Origin of the sequence: Streptomyces sp. Sge12, from assembly GCF_002080455.1 — a bacterium.
Taxonomy (GTDB): Bacteria; Actinomycetota; Actinomycetes; order Streptomycetales; family Streptomycetaceae; genus Streptomyces.
This window is the reverse complement of record NZ_CP020555.1, coordinates 3,668,485-3,684,536: the sequence shown is the minus strand read 5'-3', so window position 1 is coordinate 3,684,536 and position 16,052 is coordinate 3,668,485. Positions and strand designations below refer to the sequence as shown.

Below are 16,052 nucleotides of genomic sequence, written 5' to 3'. Positions count from 1 at the left end.
CTGTTGGCCGGTCGGCGGCGATGGGGGCGAGGATCTGTCCTCATGAGCGACAACAACGAGGACACGGAACGTACGAAGCGGCTGGTCGCGGCCTGGCGGGGGGCGGACCGGCGGCTGTCCCGCAGCCTGCTGGAGCCCACGGTGGGGGAGCTGCTCGGTTCCCTCGCCGAGGCCCCCTACGACCTGGACGGTCCGGCCGACGTCTACGGCGACGGGGTCGTCACCGCGCTGGAGGCCAGGGTCGCGGAGCTGCTGGGGACGCAGGACGCGGCGTTCTTCCCCAGCGGGACGATGGCGCAGCAGATCGCGCTGCGGTGCTGGGCGGCCCGGACCGGGAACCCGGTGGTGGCGCTGCACCCGATGAGCCATCCCGAGCGCTGGGAGGGGGACGCCCTGTCGGCGGTCTCCGGGCTGCGGGTGGCGCACCCGACGACGGAGGCGCGCCAGCCGTCGGCCGAGGAGGTCGCCTCGCTGCGGGAGCCCTTCGGCACGCTGATGGTGGAGCTGCCGCTGCGGGACGCGGGCTTCCTGCTGCCCACCTGGGAGGAGCTGGAGGCGCTGACCGACGCGGCGCGGGAGCGGGACGCGGTCGTCCACTTCGACGGGGCCCGGCTGTGGGAGTCCACCGTCCACTTCGGGCGCACGCTGCCGGAGATCGCCGGGCTCGCGGACTCGGTCTACGTCTCCTTCTACAAGTCGCTCGGGGGGCTGTCCGGGGCCGCGCTGGCGGGGCCCCGGGAGTTCGTGGAGGAGACCCGGGTCTGGCGCCACCGCTACGGCGGCCAGATCTTCCGGCAGTTCCCGCAGGCCCTGTCCGCGCTGGCCGGACTGGAACGGGAACTGCCGCGGCTGCCGTCGTACGTCGCCCGGGCGCGGATGGTGGCCGGGGCGCTGCGGTCGGCGTTCGCGGACTCGGGGGTCCCGTGGGCCCGGATCAACCCGGAGGAGCCGCACACGCACCAGTTCCAGGTGTGGCTGCCCTACGAGGCGGACCGGCTGACGGAGGCGGGGCTGCGGCAGGCGGAGGAGACGGGCACGGTCCTGTTCCGCCGCTGGTCCGCGGAGGGGCCGCCGGGGCTCGCGGTGACGGAGCTGGAAATCACGGAGCCGGGCCTGTCCTGGACGGAATCCGACGTCCACGAAGCGGTCTCGGCCTTCGTGGCCCGGATCTAGGGCGGCCGCTGCGCGGGCGGGGCCCGGTTTCGGGGAGGGTGGGGGAGAGCGGCTCGCGCAGTGGCACCCGCACCACCCCGGGAGGGAAGTGGTGAAACGCCGAATTCCGGGAAACTTACCGGCTCGGAACAGCCACGGCGCTACCGTCCCTTCAGGCAATTACCGGCCACCGCGCCCGGAGGAGACACCATGACCACTCAGCCCGCGTGGCGGAAGTCCTCGTTCTGCAGCGAGGGCGACGCCTGCGTGTACGTCGCCACCGCCCCCGGGGCCCTCGTCAAGGTCGCGGACCGTGCCGACCCCGCCCACCTCGTGCTCGCCACCACCCAGGCCGCCTGGGCGGACTTCCTGCGCGCGGTCAAAGAGACCGGCTGAGAGATCGGCCGGGGCACCGGCTGCGGGGCCGGCCGAGGGATCCGCCGCGCCGCGCCGTGCCCACGATCAGGGGATTTTGTCCGATTAGCGCGTATCTTCGGCCCATGCCCACGCCCTACGGATCCCGCGGCGGCATGGCGTTCAGCGCCGCTGAGCTGCACCTGCTCAGGCGTCTTCTCGCCCACGCCCTTCAGTCCTCCTCGGCCCCCCTGGCGGCCGAGGAGGTCCAGGACTGCCTGCGCCTCGCGCAGTCGGTGGACGACGCGGTCCTGGAGGCGGGCCGGCTCAGAGCGTTCCTCCTCGCGGACCTCGTGCGCTACCGCAGCGCCCTGCCCGGCAGCCTCTCCGGCTACCTGGAGCTGCTGCAGGACGCACTGGCCGCCGGGTACGAACCGGAGCCCGACGACCTCGCCGCCCTGCGCGCGCTCCGCGCCAATCCGGTCGCCGCTGCCCTGCTGGAGCGGGTCCGGACCGTCGCGGAGCGCTCCGTACGCCGGCGGCTGTCGACCGCCCCGGCGCCCCGGACCCGGCTGCTGGCGCTGGCCGGCGGCAAGGACGCCGCGGGCAAGGAGGCCGGCGGCAAGGGCGCAGGCGGCAAGGAGAAGGACGAGGAGCCGCCGCGCCCCGCGCCGCACCCCGAGGAGCAGCCGCGCCCGGAGCGGCCGATCCCCACCCCCGGCGAGGTGTTCCCGCCGCGGCGCAAGCCCGGCCCGCCCCCGGCGGCCGGGCGGGCCGCCGGGTAGCTACGCTGTGGGGCATGGACTACGTCTCCGCGCTCGTGCCCCCCTTCGTGATGGCCGCGTTCTTCATCGCTCTCGTCGTGACGATCGTGAAGAGCCAGGGCGGCGCCAACAAGGCCAAGGAGGACGCGGCGGTCGACGCCGTGCTCGCCCGGGCCGAGGCCACCCAGCAGCAGAAGTAACCCCTCAGGGCGTGCGGCCGCACCGGCCGCGCGCCCGATTTCGTGGCGCGTTGCCGAGCGAATAGTCGGGCAATTCCGTACAAGCCGCACTATCGTGCTGTTGTGCCTCGCCCACTGGGAGATCTCGAAGACGCCGTCATGACACGGGTGTGGCAGTGGAACCGCCCGGTCACCGTCCGAGAAGTACTGGAAGACCTCCAGCAGGAACGGTCCATCGCCTACACCACGGTGATGACCGTTATGGACAATCTTCATCAGAAGGGCTGGGTCCGGCGGGAAGCCGAAGGCCGCGCCTATCGATATACGGCGGTCTCCACCCGCGCCGCCTACTCGGCGGCGCTGATGAACGAAGCCTGGTCGACGAGCGACAACCCGGCGGCCGCCCTCGTCGCCTTCTTCGGCATGATGTCCGCCGAACAGCGTGAAGCCCTCCGTGACGCCGTCCGCGTCGTGCAGCACGACGGCGAGTCCGGTTCCGAGGCCGCCGCCGAACCTCCCGCCGAACCTCCCGCTCCGCCCGCGGCCGAAGGGGACTCCGCCGAGCGCCCGGAGCCGCCGGGGCGATAGCGTCCGCAGCCATGGGAGAGTTTTCCACTGCACATGCAGAAACAGTGACGATCCGCCGTGCCCGCACGCGTGATGTTCCCGCGCTGCGCCGCCTCCTCGACCAGTACGTGCAGCAGCGGATCCTGCTCGACAAAGCGCCGGTCGTCCTTTACGAGGACATCCAGGAGTTCTGGGTCGCGGAACGCGACTCCGACGGCCAGGTCGTCGGCTGCGGCGCTCTCCACGTGATGTGGGAAGACCTTGCCGAAGTACGTACTCTCGCCGTCGACCGCGACCTGAAGGGCGGCGGAGTCGGGCATCAGGTGCTGGAGCAGTTGTTGCGCACGGCCCGTACGCTCGGGGTGAGCCGGGTTTTCTGCCTGACCTTCGAAGTCGAGTTCTTCGCGAAGCACGGCTTCGTCGAGATCGGCGAGACCCCGGTCAAGACCGATGTGTACATGGAGCTCCTGCGTTCCTATGACGAGGGTGTCGCCGAGTTCCTCGGTCTCGAACGAGTGAAGCCGAACACCTTGGGCAACAGTCGGATGCTTCTGCACCTCTGATCGATGGCCTCAGCTTTTCCGGCGCTCTGCGCACCTGTGGCCTATGTCCGAATCGCGCACGTTTCCCGCCCTGTTGCGGTCTCGAACCTCTCCCTGGGGGTTTGTGTTTTCCAGGCAAAAGCGGTTTCCTTTCCGCGTACTGCTTTTCGATGAAAGGAAATCCCGGTGGCACAGAAGGTTCAGGTCCTTCTTGTCGACGACCTCGACGGTGGCGAGGCGGACGAGACGGTGACGTTCGCTCTGGATGGCAAGACCTACGAGATCGACCTCACCACCGCCAACGCTGAAAAGCTCCGCGGTCTGCTCGACCCGTACACCAAGGGCGGCCGCCGCACCGGTGGCCGTGCCAGCGCCGCCCGCGCCAAGGGCCGCGGCTCGGTGGCGACCGGTCACCCGGACACCGCGGAGATCCGCGCGTGGGCCAAGGAGAACAACTACAACGTGAATGACCGCGGTCGCGTCCCGGCCGAGATTCGCGAGGCCTACGAGAAGGCCAAGGGCTGACGGACCCCCGTCGTACGCCGTCCCAGGCGCGCCCGGTGGCATTCCGTCGCCGCCGCGGCCACCAGGCGTACGAGGTCGGGCCCGTGAGCGGGTCCGGCGGTCCGCCCGGGACCGGGCAGGGCCGGCAGCAGTGCCTCACACCCCTGCTCGGGGGGTCGCAGCCACACGGCGGCCCCCCGAGGGCTTTCTCCCGGGGGCAGCCCCGGGGGAGCCGGGGCGGTGATCCGGCCACCCGCACCCAGGGCGGTCAGATCGAGGGCGACCCCGCCCCATTCCAGCCAGTCGAGCAGCCCCTCCAGCTCCTCTGCGCTGCCCGCGGCCACCAGGAACCGCATCCGGCGCCCCATCAGCGCCACCGGGCCCGTGGCGACCGGCCTGCGCAGCAGCGCCGCTCCCGCGTCGGACGGCAGCTCCAGCACGTCGAACCGGATCCCGGTCGCGAGCAGGCCGGGCGGCCCGCCCGTGACGGTCCAGCCGAGCGTCCTCCCGTACCAGGAGGCGTACGCGTCCTCGGGCGCCGTGCGGGGTGCGGGCACGAGCGACGGGGTGAGCGGCGGGAGGGTTACGGCCATGTCCGGAGCAACTTCCGAAACGCCCCGGGGTTACGCTCAATGTGACAGACCGCACGCATCACCATGCGGAACGTAAACGTCCATGATGGCCGGAGTCCCGCATTCGGGACGCAACTGTGTTCGCCCTTAGCGGAGGGAACCGGTGCCACCGGCATGGAGTGTCAGTCCTTACGGGTAAGACATTCCTAGTGGATCGGGGCGACACGCTGATTTGACGGGCCTCCGTTCGCCGTCGGCGTACACGCATGACGGGTATCTGCCTGGCCTGCGGGAACATCGTCTCGCACCATCGAGTTGGAGCAGTTGTCGGCTCTCCGAGCCGGTTTTCCCGCTGATGCAGGGGTGAGCCGCGGACGGATGTCGGCAGTTGGAATGAGCTGTCCCGCCCCGCGGGACTAGCATGCGGAAGGACAGGGCGGGGACCGACCCCGAACTGCCCGACCGCTCTGAGGAGCGATAAACGATGTTCGAGAGGTTCACCGACCGCGCGCGGCGGGTTGTCGTCCTGGCTCAGGAAGAAGCCCGGATGCTCAACCACAACTACATCGGCACCGAGCACATCCTCCTGGGCTTGATCCACGAGGGTGAGGGTGTCGCCGCTAAGGCCCTGGAGAGCCTCGGGATTTCGCTCGAGGCTGTTCGCCAGCAGGTTGAGGAGATCATCGGTCAGGGGCAGCAGGCCCCGTCCGGCCACATCCCCTTCACCCCGCGGGCGAAGAAGGTCCTGGAGCTTTCGCTCCGAGAGGCCCTCCAGCTCGGCCACAACTACATCGGCACCGAGCACATCCTGCTCGGCCTGATCCGCGAGGGCGAGGGCGTCGCCGCCCAGGTCCTCGTGAAGCTGGGTGCCGATCTCAACCGAGTCCGGCAGCAGGTCATCCAGCTGCTCTCCGGCTACACCGGTGGAGGCAAGGAGTCGGCCACGGCCGGCGGCCCGGCCGAGGGCACGCCCTCGACCTCGCTCGTCCTGGACCAGTTCGGCCGAAACCTCACCCAGGCGGCCCGCGAATCCAAGCTCGACCCGGTCATCGGGCGCGAGAAGGAGATCGAGCGGGTCATGCAGGTGCTGTCCCGCCGTACGAAGAACAACCCGGTCCTCATCGGCGAGCCCGGCGTCGGCAAGACCGCCGTCGTCGAGGGCCTGGCCCAGGCGATCGTCAAGGGCGAGGTTCCCGAGACGCTGAAGGACAAGCACCTCTACACGCTTGACCTCGGCGCCCTGGTCGCGGGTTCCCGCTACCGCGGTGACTTCGAGGAGCGCCTGAAGAAGGTGCTCAAGGAGATCCGCACCCGCGGCGACATCATCCTGTTCATCGACGAGCTCCACACCCTCGTGGGTGCGGGTGCCGCCGAGGGCGCGATCGACGCCGCCAGCATCCTCAAGCCCATGCTGGCCCGTGGTGAGCTCCAGACCATCGGTGCCACGACGCTCGACGAGTACCGCAAGCACCTCGAGAAGGACGCGGCCCTCGAGCGCCGCTTCCAGCCGATCCAGGTGGCGGAGCCTTCCCTCCCCCACACGATCGAAATCCTCAAGGGCCTGCGCGACCGCTACGAGGCCCACCACCGCGTCTCCATCACGGACGAGGCCCTCGTCCAGGCGGCGACGCTGGCGGACCGGTACATCTCGGACCGCTTCCTCCCGGACAAGGCGATCGACCTGATCGACGAGGCCGGCTCCAGGATGCGCATCCGCCGGATGACCGCGCCGCCGGACCTCCGCGAGTTCGACGAGAAGATCGCGGGCGTGCGCCGCGACAAGGAGTCGGCCATCGACTCCCAGGACTTCGAGAAGGCAGCCTCTCTCCGCGACAAGGAGAAGCAGCTGCTGGCCGCGAAGACCAAGCGCGAGAAGGAATGGAAGGCCGGCGACATGGACGTCGTCGCCGAGGTCGACGGCGAGCTCATCGCCGAAGTCCTCGCGACCGCGACCGGCATTCCCGTCTTCAAGCTCACCGAGGAGGAGTCCTCGCGACTGCTCCGCATGGAGGACGAGCTCCACCGTCGGGTCATCGGCCAGAAGGACGCCATCAAGGCGCTCTCCCAGGCGATCCGCCGTACCCGTGCGGGTCTGAAGGACCCGAAGCGTCCGGGTGGCTCGTTCATCTTCGCCGGTCCGTCCGGTGTCGGTAAGACCGAGCTCTCCAAGACGCTCGCCGAATTCCTCTTCGGCGACGAGGACGCGCTGATCTCCCTCGACATGTCGGAGTTCAGCGAGAAGCACACGGTTTCGCGTCTCTTCGGTTCGCCCCCCGGCTACGTGGGCTACGAAGAGGGCGGCCAGCTCACCGAGAAGGTGCGCCGGAAGCCGTTCTCCGTCGTCCTCTTCGACGAGGTCGAGAAGGCCCACCCGGATATCTTCAATTCCCTTCTCCAGATCCTGGAGGACGGTCGTCTGACCGACTCCCAGGGCCGGGTCGTGGACTTCAAGAACACGGTCATCATCATGACGACCAACCTGGGTACCCGGGACATCTCGAAGGGCTTCAACCTGGGCTTCGCGGCCCAGGGCGACACCAAGACCGGATACGACCGGATGAAGGCGAAGGTCAACGAAGAGCTCAAGCAGCACTTCCGGCCCGAGTTCCTCAACCGTGTCGACGACACGGTCGTCTTCCACCAGCTCACCGAGGAAGACATCATCCAGATCGTCGACCTGATGATCGCCAAGGTGGACGAGCGCCTGAAGGACCGCGACATGGGCATCGAGCTGAGCGGCGACGCGAAGCTCCTGCTCGCCAAGCGCGGCTACGACCCGATCCTGGGTGCCCGGCCGCTGCGCCGGACCATTCAGCGCGAGATCGAGGACGTCCTGTCGGAGAAGATCCTCTTCGGCGAGCTGCGTCCCGGTCACATCGTGGTCGTCGGCAAGGAGGGTGAGGGCGAGGAAGCCAAGTTCACCTTCCGCGGCGAGGAGAAGGCGGCGCTGCCGGACCTTCCCCCGATCGAGGCCACGGGCTCCGGCCCGGACCTGTCGAAGGGCGCGTAAGCGCGACCGAGTGCCAAGGGGCGGCCCCGGAACCGAAAGGTTCCGGGGCCGCCCCTTTTGCCGTTCAGGGAGCCCTTGCCCGCCCGCGGGGCCTTGTGACCTGGGCCTCAAAGGGGCCGGGCCGCCGGCGGGGGTGCGGTGACAAGCCGCACAGGACAAATCGGATGTACTAGGTGGATTCGTAGATCAAAAGGACCCCGCGGGAGGACCTTCGTCCCTGAAAAACCCCGTCAACAGGCCGGAGAGCCCGGACTTCGCTACGAGTTCGAGTAGTAATGGGGAGGTTTGGGGAAGTACGGGGGCTCGGGTTACCAAGGATGAGCCAGCCCGGCACGCGCTTCATCGTGTCGGGTCACTTCATGCCTCTTGCAGGTGTGAACCCCCCTTGTCCCCGGCCCCGGAGGTCTGCACATGTTCGCGAAGCGCGTCATCACCCGTCGTACCCGTATCGCTGTCGGCACCACCGCTCTCGGTGCGGTGCTGGCCCTCGGGGCGGGCACGACCGCCGCGTTCGCAGACGCCCCGCAGACCGCCGTCACCGCCAAGGCGGCCGGCGCGGCCGGTGCCGCGGGCGCCTCGAAGACCGGTCTCTGGGACAAGCCGCTGGAGAAGTACACGCTGTCCGCCACCTTCGGCAAGGGCGGCAACATGTGGTCCCACAAGCACTCCGGCCAGGACTTCGCCGTTCCGGTCGGTACCCCGGTCCAGGCCGCGGCCTCCGGCGTCATCGTCAAGGCCGGCCCGAACGGCGGCGGCGACGGCCCCGCGTACGGCAACGCCATCGTGATCAAGCACGCCAACAACACGTACTCGCAGTACGCGCACCTCTCGAAGATCCAGGTCAAGATCGGCCAGAAGGTCAAGGCCTCGCAGCGGATCGCCCTGTCCGGCAACACCGGCAACTCCAGCGGCCCGCACCTGCACTTCGAGATCCGCACCACCCCGAACTACGGCTCCGCCGTCAACCCGGTGGCCTTCCTGCGCACCAACGGCGTCACCGTCTGACGCATCTCGCGCATCTCGCGCATCTCGCGCATCTCGCACAACTGACGCATCCGATGCGTCCGACCGGCCGACCCGCCCTGCTCACCGATCAGGTGAGCAGCCAGGCATGGGTCGGCTTCGGTGCAGGTGAGAGCTTGCCCTCCTTGTACCCGGCGGCCTGGTCCACCGTGAAGGCCATGTCGTAGACCTTGATGTTGTGCAGGGCGCCCTGCCACGGACCGGTCCAGATGTTGTGGTGCTTGGACCGGCCGAGCTGGAGCGGGCCGGGGGCCTGCCAGATGGGCCCCACCGGGGTCTCGCCGGCCTTCTTGCCGTCCACGTAGAGGGCGATCGCCTTCTTCTCGGCGTCGTAGGTGGCCATCAGCAGCGTGGGGGTCTTCACCATGTTGAGCCCCTCGGCGGTGACGGTCCGCGTGGTGGCCGCGGCGCCCTTGTCGCCCGTCTGCACGCGGAAGATCCAGGCCTGCTTTCCGTTCACCTCGTTCACGCCGAGCTCGAAGGAGAACGACTCCCCGTCGCCCTGGCTCATGACGATCCGCGAGCCCTTGGCCGCGGAGTTGTAGGCCCGGGCCGTGAGGGTGAAGCTCTTCGTCACGTCCACGACCGGCTCGGCGGACTGCCCCCACGACTTCGCGGTGCCCTTGCCGACGACCTGGAACCGCTTGCCCAGCGGCCCGACCTTGAGGTCGGGGCCCAGCCGTATGCCCATCTTTCCGTAGCTGTCGCGCAGCAGGGTGTCGTCGCCCGCGACGGTGGCGGTGTACGCGGCGGGCGAGGACTCGCCCGGCTCGGGTGCGGCGGCCGACGCCGAGGGCTGCGCGTCCGGCTGACCGTTGTCGTCGCCGCCGTCGCCCAACAGGAAGAACGTTCCGCCGCCGGCCAGCAGTGCCAGTACGGTCACCCCGCCGCCCAGCATCCACAGCCGCTTCTTGCGCCGCTCCGCCGCCGAGCGGTCGGCCATGGCGTCCCAGTCCGGCTGCGGTGCGCCGGGCAGGTCCGGGCCGGCGAGCCGCGTGAAGCCCGGCTGGGCCGGGGTCGGCGCCGGCTGCCACTGGCCGCCTCCCGCGTCCTGCTGCTGGTAGGGGTTCGGCTGCTGGCCGCCCTGCGGGTAGCCGTAGCTGCCGGCCGAGGACGGGTAGCCGTAGCCGCCCTGCGCGGGCGGTCCCGGCGGGAACCCGTATCCGCCGCTGCCGGGGGCGGGCTCGGGCTGCGGGTGGCTCGGGGGATTCGTACCGTCGGTCATGCCACGGATGCTAAGTCACGGACCCCGGGGCGGGTACGGCCCGGGGTCCGTCCCGCCCGACCCGCCCCGGTTCAGCCCTGTGCGGGGCCCAGGATCGGGAAGCTGCCCGTCGCCGTCGGCGCGTGCTCCGGCAGCCACAGCACCGCCACCGCACCCGCCGCCGAGCCCTGGCGCTCCACGCCGCCCCGGGCGGCCACGTTGCGGAACGTCAGCCGGGCGCCCAGCACCCGCGCCTGGCCCTCCGCGATGGTCAGCCCCAGCCCGTGTCCCACGCCCGCGCGGTCCGTCGACCCGGTGCGGAAGCGGCTCGGGCCCTCGCGCAGCAGTGCCTCCGGGAAGCCCGGCCCGTGGTCCCGGACCCGTACGACCCGGCCCTCGACGTCGACCTGGATCGGCGGCTGCCCGTAGCGCGCGGCATTGGCCAGCAGGTTGCCCAGGATCCGTTCCAGGCGCCGCGGGTCGGTGCTGACGATCTCGTCCGCGACGACCCGTACGGTCGCCTCCGGCATCAGCGACGCGACCCGACGGCCGACGAACTCGCCCAGCGCCACGTCCTGGAGCTCCGCCCGCTCCGACGCGCTGTCCAGCCGGGCCACTTCCAGTACGTCCTCGACCAGCGCGCGCAGGGCCTGGGCCCGGTCCCGCACCAGCTCGGTCGGCCGTCCCGGAGGCAGCAGTTCGGCCGCCGTGAGCAGGCCGGTGACCGGGGTCCGCAGTTCGTGCGCGATGTCCGCGGTCACCCGCCGCTCGGCCTCCAGCCGCTGCTGGAGGGCGTCGGCCATGGCGTCCACGGCCCGCGCGAGGTCGTCCGTCTCGTCCCGTACGACGCCGCCGACCGCGTCCCGGACGCGTACGTCGGGATCACCGTGGGCCACCCGCTGCGAGGCGGCCGCGGCCTTGCGCAGCCTGCGCGAGATCTGCCCGCCGATGAGCACGCCGAGAGCCGAGCCGCCGATCACGGCGGACAGGCCGCCGATGACCAGGGCCCGGTCCAGGTCCGGGAGCAGGTTGGCGCTCTCCCGGAACGGCGTGTGCAGCGAGAGCACCTGCCCGTTCCCGAGCGGTACGGCGGCCCACACCTCGGGCAGCCCCCCGTGCGGCCGCTCCTGGATGTAGGTCCCGCGCCGGCCCGACTGGGCCTTGTGCCGCAGTTCGGAGGGCAGTTCGGGGTCGTTGAGCTTGGCGCCCATGGGCGGCTTGCGCCCGGCGTCGGCATTGCGGGAGATGAACTGCACGCGCTCCAGCTGGACCTCGCGGGCGCTCTCCAGCATCGACACGCGGGCAGCACTGTGCACCACCAGACTCAGGGCGACCGTGACGAGGACGCCCACCGAGGCGATGGCGACCGTGATCTTCCACCGGATGCCCGTGCGGAACGTGAACCGTCTCATGCCTTGAGCTTGTACCCGAAGCCCCGGACCGTTTCGATCCGGTCCTGGCCGATCTTGGTGCGCAGGCGCTGGACGTGGACGTCCACGACGCGGGTGTCACCGCCCCAGTCGTAGTCCCAGACGCGCTCCAGCAGGCGGTCGCGCGACAGGACGGTGCCGGGCGCGGAGGAGAACTCCAGCAGCAGCCGCATCTCGGTCGGCGTCAGCGCCACGGCGGCGCCCGCCCGGCGGACCTCCATGCCCTCGGTGTCCACCTCCAGGTCGCCGAAGGAGAGCACCCCGCGCTCGGCGTCCGAGCCGTTGTCCGCCCCGTTCGGGCCGCCGTTCTGCGGGCCGCCCGAGTGGTCGAAGCGGCGCAGCACGGCGCGGATCCGGGCGACGAGCACGGATCCGTCGAAGGGCTTGGTGACGTAGTCGTCGGCGCCCGCCTCCAGGCCCAGCACCACGTCGATGGAGTCGGCGCGCGCGGAGAGCATGATCACCGGGACGGTGGACTCGTCGCGGATGCGGCGGCACAGGCTCACGCCGTCCATGCCCGGGACCATCACGTCCAGCAGTGCGATGTCGGGCCGGTCCGCGCGGAAGGACTCCAGGCCGGACAGGCCGTCGGGCATGGCCGTGACCACGAACCCGTCGCGCTCCAGCGCCAGGGTCGTGGCCTCTCGGATGACGTCGTCGTCCTCCACGAACAGGACATGGGTCTCGGCCATGCGGGAGCCTCGCCTCGGTTCTTCTGTGCTCAGTTCTTCTGACTCGTGACCGGGGCGGGCTGGACTCCGCCGTCGACCACGTTGCTGTACTCCGAGTGAACTCGGTCCTGCTCGGTGAACTTCTCCCCGTTCCAGCGGTAGGTGATCACGTCCTCGCCCGACGGATAGGCGAGCGCGTCGCTCTTTCCGTAGACCTGTTTCGTGACGACCAGGTCGCCCCGGTCGATCTCCGCGTAGACGGGTGGCTGTTCGTCCGAGAACACATTCTCGTACGCGCCGCCGTCCGCCCGGTACACGTAGGTTCCGCGCCCCAGGGCGTCGGCGCAGGACAGGACGTTGACGACGATGTCCGCGACGGGGCCGCCGGTGACCTTCCCGTAGCTCACGTCCACCGGGTACTCCTTGCCCGAGCACGGCTTGAGGTCGCGCTTGACCTCGCTGCTGACCTTGGGGTCCTTCATCAGCAGGGCGACGGGGTCGACCTTCTTCAGCGCCTGCCCCGACGCGGCGGGCGACGCCGCGGAGGAGTCTTCGGGGGAGGCTCCCGGGGGAGTGGTTCTGGCGACGGCCTCGGTACGGGCCGGGCCGCCGTCGCGCAGGCCGGTGCCGCCGGTGGCGCACCCGACCGCGAACACGGCTGTGCCGACGAGGACGACCGTCCCCGCCGACATCAGTACCAGAGAACCTCCGGACAAACCTTGGCCGTTCAGGCCGCGCACCGCTCACGCCCCTCGTACCGCATGGTGTGGTCACCGCGCTCCAGCGCACGCATGTCCAGGTCCCGGCTCTCCAGCTCCTGCCGGAGGCGGGCCAGCGCGCGGTGCAGAGTGCTCTTCACGGTTCCCGCCGACATCCCGAGCGCCGCGGCCGTTTCCTCGGTGCTCATCTGCTCCCAGTGTCGCAGCACGACCACGCTGCGCTGCTTGGGCGCGAGAACCTTGAGGATGTCCATGAGGAGGGCGCGGTCGGCGCGCTGGTCGGTGCCGTCCTCGACGGAGGCGTCGGGGAGCTGGTCGGTGGGGACCTCTTCCAGCTTGCGGGCACGCCACCACTCGGTACGCGTGTTGATCATGACGCGGCGCAGGTAGGCATCGGCCAGGGACTTGTCGGCGATGCCGTCCCAGCGGCCGTAGGTGCGTACGAGCGCGGTCTGCAGGAGGTCCTGGGCGTCGGTGGGGTCCGGGACCAGGCGGCGGGCGCTGCGCAGCAGTGCGTCCTGCCGGGTGCGTACGTACTCTTCGAATTCGAGTACCTCACCGTGCGCCATCTCAGACCGCCTCCGCTGCCGTCCACCCGCTCATCCGCTGCCTTACGGATTCGAAGGTACGGAGGGGTTGTCACGGGCCTGTGCGGGCCAGCCTTCGGTGGACGCACGGACACCCATAGGTTGTGTAACAGCCCCCGTGAGCTGCGAGTTCACGGCAGGAAGCGGAATCGTCGCGTCAGCTTCGGTCGGGTCCGGGGGCCGTCCGCGGGGCCTACTGCGGCGCCGACTGCGGGGCTGTCTGCGGCGCTGTCTGCGGGGCCGACTGGGGGAGCCGGTAGAGGCCTCCGTCCAGGGGTTCCACCAGCCCGTCGGAGACCAGGCCGTCCAGTGCCCGCGCCCGCTGCACCGGTTCGTCCCAGACCGTGTCGAGCACGGCCTGCGGCACGGCGCCGACCGCCTCCCGGAGCACGGCGAGGAGCTTTCCGCGCACCTGCCGGTCGGTCCCGGCGTACGTCTGCCCGCGCCGCGGCGGACCCTCGTGCGCGGGCTTCCCGGCGAGGCGCCACGCGCACAGGCCGGCCACCGGGCAGCGCGCGCAGTCGGGGCTCTTGGCGGTGCACACCAGTGCGCCGAGCTCCATCGAGGCCGCCGCCCAGCGGGCCGCCGTCTCCTCGTCCTCGGGCAGCAGGGCCCGGGCCAGGCGCCGCTCGGCGGCGGTCGTCGCGTTCGGCGGGTACTCGACGCCGGTCGCGGTGCGGGCGAAGACCCGCCGGACGTTCGTGTCGAGGACGGCGTGCCGCTGCCCGTACGCGAAGGAGGCCACGGCCGCCGCCGTGTACTCGCCGATCCCGGGCAGCGCCAGCAGCTGCGCGTGGTCCCGCGGTACGTCGCCCCCGTGCCGCTCCGTTATGGCGACGGCCGCGCCGTGCAGCCGCAGCGCGCGGCGCGGGTAGCCGAGCCGGCCCCAGGCCCGTACGGCCTCGCCGGGCGCCTCGGCGGCCAGGTCCGCGGGGCGGGGCCACCGGGCGAGCCACTGCTCGTAGACCGGCAGGACCCGGCTGACGGGCGTCTGCTGGAGCATGAACTCGCTGACCATGACCCCCCAGGGGCCGGCCTCGGGGCGGCGCCAGGGCAGGTCGCGGGCGTGCTCGTCGAACCACGCGATGACCGGGGAGTGCAGCGCGTGGGAGGAGTCGGGGGATACGGCCGTGGAGGAAGCGGGGGATGCAGTCATGGCAGACGGCATCCTGGCACGTTTCACGGGCCTCGGCGCGCCGGACCGGGGCCGGTGAACCGGACGACGGCCGGGATCGCGCCCGCCCGCGCGGCGGTGACGAGCGCAGCCGCCGGACCGGCGAGCGCGAGGACGGCGAGGGCGGCGGCCGAACCGCCGAGCAGCAGGCCGAACGCCACGTCGTGCGGGTAGTGCACGCCGACGAAGACCCGGGAGAAGGCCATCAGCAGCGCGAGCGGCACGGTCAGCAGCGCGAGCCGGCGTACGGCCAGGGCCAGTGCCACGGCGGCGGCGCCCGCGAGGACCGCGTGGTTGCTGGGGAACGACCCGTCGCCCGGCCCGGGGCAGGGCACCAGGGAGGCGGCGGCCCCGGCGACGGCGCGACAGGGCCGCTCCTCGTCCACCGTGGACTTCACGACCTCCGATGCGCCGTACGCGAGGGCGGTGGCCAGCGGCGCGAGGACGGCCAGCGCCACCGGCCGGGCCGGGCCCCGGGCGCGCGAGCGCCACCAGACGGCGCCGAAGAGCACCCCGAAGAGCAGTAGTCCGTACCGCGTCCATATCTCGAAGGACGATTGCACCCACGAGGGTGTCCCGTGGGCGAAACCGATGACGGCGCGGTAGAGGTCGGAACTGTCCATGCCTACCGAACGTACTCACAGCGGATGGATCTCCGCGTCAGCCCTTTGGCCGGTTCTCGATGCCGACGGTTGAGCCCGCAGGATGATCATCGGCAAATCGAGTGCACCGCGCGGCATGTGGGGCACTGATCGGGTCGCGAACTCTCGTAAAGTTCCGTCCGTGGGATCTCTGCGCAATCCGGTCGGGCCGCTCCCCTCCTCCATCTACTGGCGACGGAGGGCTGTGCTGGCTTCCGTTGTCGCGCTCCTCGCGCTCCTCGCCGTATGGACCGTCAGTTCCGGTGGGGGGAGGACGAGTACCAACGGAAAGGGCCGGGGCGGCCCCGACCCCGTCAGCTCGATCACCCCGGGTCCGGCCGGTACCGGCCCCGCGATCAGTGCGGCCCCCGGCGGGCGCCCGGAGTCGGGCAGTGGCGGAACCACCGGCTCCGAGGGCGGCTCCACGGGCGGCGCGGGCAAGAACGGCGAACCGGGCAGCGGCGCGGCCTCGAACGGCGGCTCCGGTTCCGGGGGCGCCGCGGGCGGCCCCGCCCAGGTCCCGGCGGACTCCCCGCTGCCCACCTGCGCGCCGGGCGCGCTGCAGTGGGAGGTCAAGAGCGTGAAGAACGAGTACGAGGCGAACGAGAAGCCCCGCCTCGAACTGGTCGCCCGCAACACGTCCGGAACCAGCTGCAAGGTCGATCTCGGCCCGAAGCAGGCCGTCCTGACGATCCTTCAGGCGAGCAGCAGCAAGGCGGTGTGGTCCTCGGCGGACTGCCCGGCGGGCGCGGGCAACGCCTTCTTCCGCCTGCCGGCGCAGGGCGAGACCAAGCAGTCGCTGGACTGGGACCGCCGGTTCAGCGCGGCCGACCAGTGCCAGACGCCTCCGGCGGGGTCCGCGGCTCCCGACACCTACGTGGTCGAGGTCAAGGCCCCGGGCATGCCGGTGGCCCGCACCTCGTTCGTCCTGAAGCAGGACTGAGCAGGACTGAGCAGGT

General features: G+C 71.0%; 18 protein-coding genes. 10 read left to right on the top strand and 8 right to left on the bottom strand.

Features of this window, described 5'->3' with window-relative positions:
- Positions 1–42 precede the first annotated feature (42 nt).
- The 7 genes from B6R96_RS16275 to B6R96_RS16250 all read left to right on the top strand — a co-directional run bounded on the left by B6R96_RS16275 (position 43) and on the right by B6R96_RS16250 (position 4,083).
- Positions 43–1,173 carry a threonine aldolase family protein gene (locus tag B6R96_RS16275; RefSeq protein ID WP_030389721.1) on the top strand — a complete coding sequence of 377 codons (1,131 nt, stop codon included), beginning with the start codon at positions 43–45 and terminating at the stop codon, positions 1,171–1,173.
- A 189-nt stretch (positions 1,174–1,362) separates the two neighbouring features.
- Entirely contained in the window at positions 1,363–1,548 is a 186-nt protein-coding gene (locus B6R96_RS16270) for a DUF397 domain-containing protein (protein ID WP_030389722.1), read from the top strand.
- Between the two features lie 134 nt (positions 1,549–1,682).
- A complete protein-coding gene (locus tag B6R96_RS16265; RefSeq protein ID WP_081522787.1) occupies positions 1,683–2,291 on the top strand; it encodes a hypothetical protein in 609 nt (202 codons plus the stop codon).
- Positions 2,292–2,305: 14 nt separating this feature from the next.
- Positions 2,306–2,470: a hypothetical protein gene (locus B6R96_RS37695; RefSeq protein ID WP_184791606.1), complete on the top strand. Its 165-nt coding sequence runs from the start codon at positions 2,306–2,308 to the stop codon at positions 2,468–2,470.
- A gap of 102 nt (positions 2,471–2,572) precedes the next feature.
- Positions 2,573–3,037: a BlaI/MecI/CopY family transcriptional regulator gene (locus tag B6R96_RS16260; protein WP_030389725.1), complete on the top strand. Its 465-nt coding sequence runs from the start codon at positions 2,573–2,575 to the stop codon at positions 3,035–3,037.
- A gap of 11 nt (positions 3,038–3,048) precedes the next feature.
- Entirely contained in the window at positions 3,049–3,579 is a 531-nt protein-coding gene (locus tag B6R96_RS16255; protein ID WP_030389726.1) for an amino-acid N-acetyltransferase, read from the top strand.
- 165 nt (positions 3,580–3,744) lie between these two features.
- On the top strand, positions 3,745–4,083 hold the full coding sequence (locus B6R96_RS16250; protein WP_030389727.1) for a histone-like nucleoid-structuring protein Lsr2: 339 nt from the start codon (positions 3,745–3,747) through the stop codon (positions 4,081–4,083).
- Here the strand turns inward: B6R96_RS16250 and B6R96_RS16245 are convergent.
- A complete protein-coding gene (locus B6R96_RS16245; RefSeq protein WP_079405729.1) occupies positions 4,062–4,655 on the bottom strand; it encodes an SCO3374 family protein in 594 nt (197 codons plus the stop codon). The two genes, B6R96_RS16250 and B6R96_RS16245, sit on opposite strands and share 22 nt — an antisense overlap.
- Positions 4,656–5,118: 463 nt before the next feature.
- Here B6R96_RS16245 and B6R96_RS16235 point away from each other — a divergent pair, with 463 nt between their 5' ends.
- Positions 5,119–7,644 carry an ATP-dependent Clp protease ATP-binding subunit gene (locus tag B6R96_RS16235; RefSeq protein WP_030389729.1) on the top strand — a complete coding sequence of 842 codons (2,526 nt, stop codon included), beginning with the start codon at positions 5,119–5,121 and terminating at the stop codon, positions 7,642–7,644.
- Between the two features lie 411 nt (positions 7,645–8,055).
- On the top strand, positions 8,056–8,649 hold the full coding sequence (locus B6R96_RS16230; protein WP_030389730.1) for a M23 family metallopeptidase: 594 nt from the start codon (positions 8,056–8,058) through the stop codon (positions 8,647–8,649).
- A gap of 88 nt (positions 8,650–8,737) precedes the next feature.
- On the opposite strand, the gene B6R96_RS38650 is transcribed toward B6R96_RS16230, so the two are convergent.
- The 7 genes from B6R96_RS38650 to B6R96_RS16195 form a co-directional block, all read right to left on the bottom strand.
- Complete coding sequence (locus B6R96_RS38650) at positions 8,738–9,892, bottom strand: LamG-like jellyroll fold domain-containing protein (protein WP_081522786.1); 1,155 nt, start codon at positions 9,890–9,892, stop codon at positions 8,738–8,740.
- Between the two features lie 71 nt (positions 9,893–9,963).
- A complete protein-coding gene (gene cseC, locus B6R96_RS16220) occupies positions 9,964–11,283 on the bottom strand; it encodes a two-component system sensor histidine kinase CseC (RefSeq protein ID WP_030389732.1) in 1,320 nt (439 codons plus the stop codon).
- A complete protein-coding gene (cseB, locus tag B6R96_RS16215; RefSeq protein ID WP_053704139.1) occupies positions 11,280–11,993 on the bottom strand; it encodes a two-component system response regulator CseB in 714 nt (237 codons plus the stop codon). Before cseB ends, cseC begins: the two co-directional genes overlap by 4 nt.
- Positions 11,994–12,022: 29 nt before the next feature.
- Positions 12,023–12,664: a hypothetical protein gene (locus B6R96_RS16210; RefSeq protein WP_081522785.1), complete on the bottom strand. Its 642-nt coding sequence runs from the start codon at positions 12,662–12,664 to the stop codon at positions 12,023–12,025.
- A gap of 35 nt (positions 12,665–12,699) precedes the next feature.
- Positions 12,700–13,260 carry a SigE family RNA polymerase sigma factor gene (locus B6R96_RS16205; RefSeq protein ID WP_030389735.1) on the bottom strand — a complete coding sequence of 187 codons (561 nt, stop codon included), beginning with the start codon at positions 13,258–13,260 and terminating at the stop codon, positions 12,700–12,702.
- A 211-nt stretch (positions 13,261–13,471) separates the two neighbouring features.
- Entirely contained in the window at positions 13,472–14,434 is a 963-nt protein-coding gene (locus B6R96_RS16200; protein ID WP_081522784.1) for an A/G-specific adenine glycosylase, read from the bottom strand.
- A gap of 23 nt (positions 14,435–14,457) precedes the next feature.
- On the bottom strand, positions 14,458–15,075 hold the full coding sequence (locus B6R96_RS16195) for a phosphatase PAP2 family protein (RefSeq protein WP_081522783.1): 618 nt from the start codon (positions 15,073–15,075) through the stop codon (positions 14,458–14,460).
- Between the two features lie 223 nt (positions 15,076–15,298).
- Here B6R96_RS16195 and B6R96_RS16190 point away from each other — a divergent pair, with 223 nt between their 5' ends.
- On the top strand, positions 15,299–16,036 hold the full coding sequence (locus B6R96_RS16190) for a hypothetical protein (RefSeq protein ID WP_324603934.1): 738 nt from the start codon (positions 15,299–15,301) through the stop codon (positions 16,034–16,036).
- Positions 16,037–16,052: the final 16 nt, after the last annotated feature.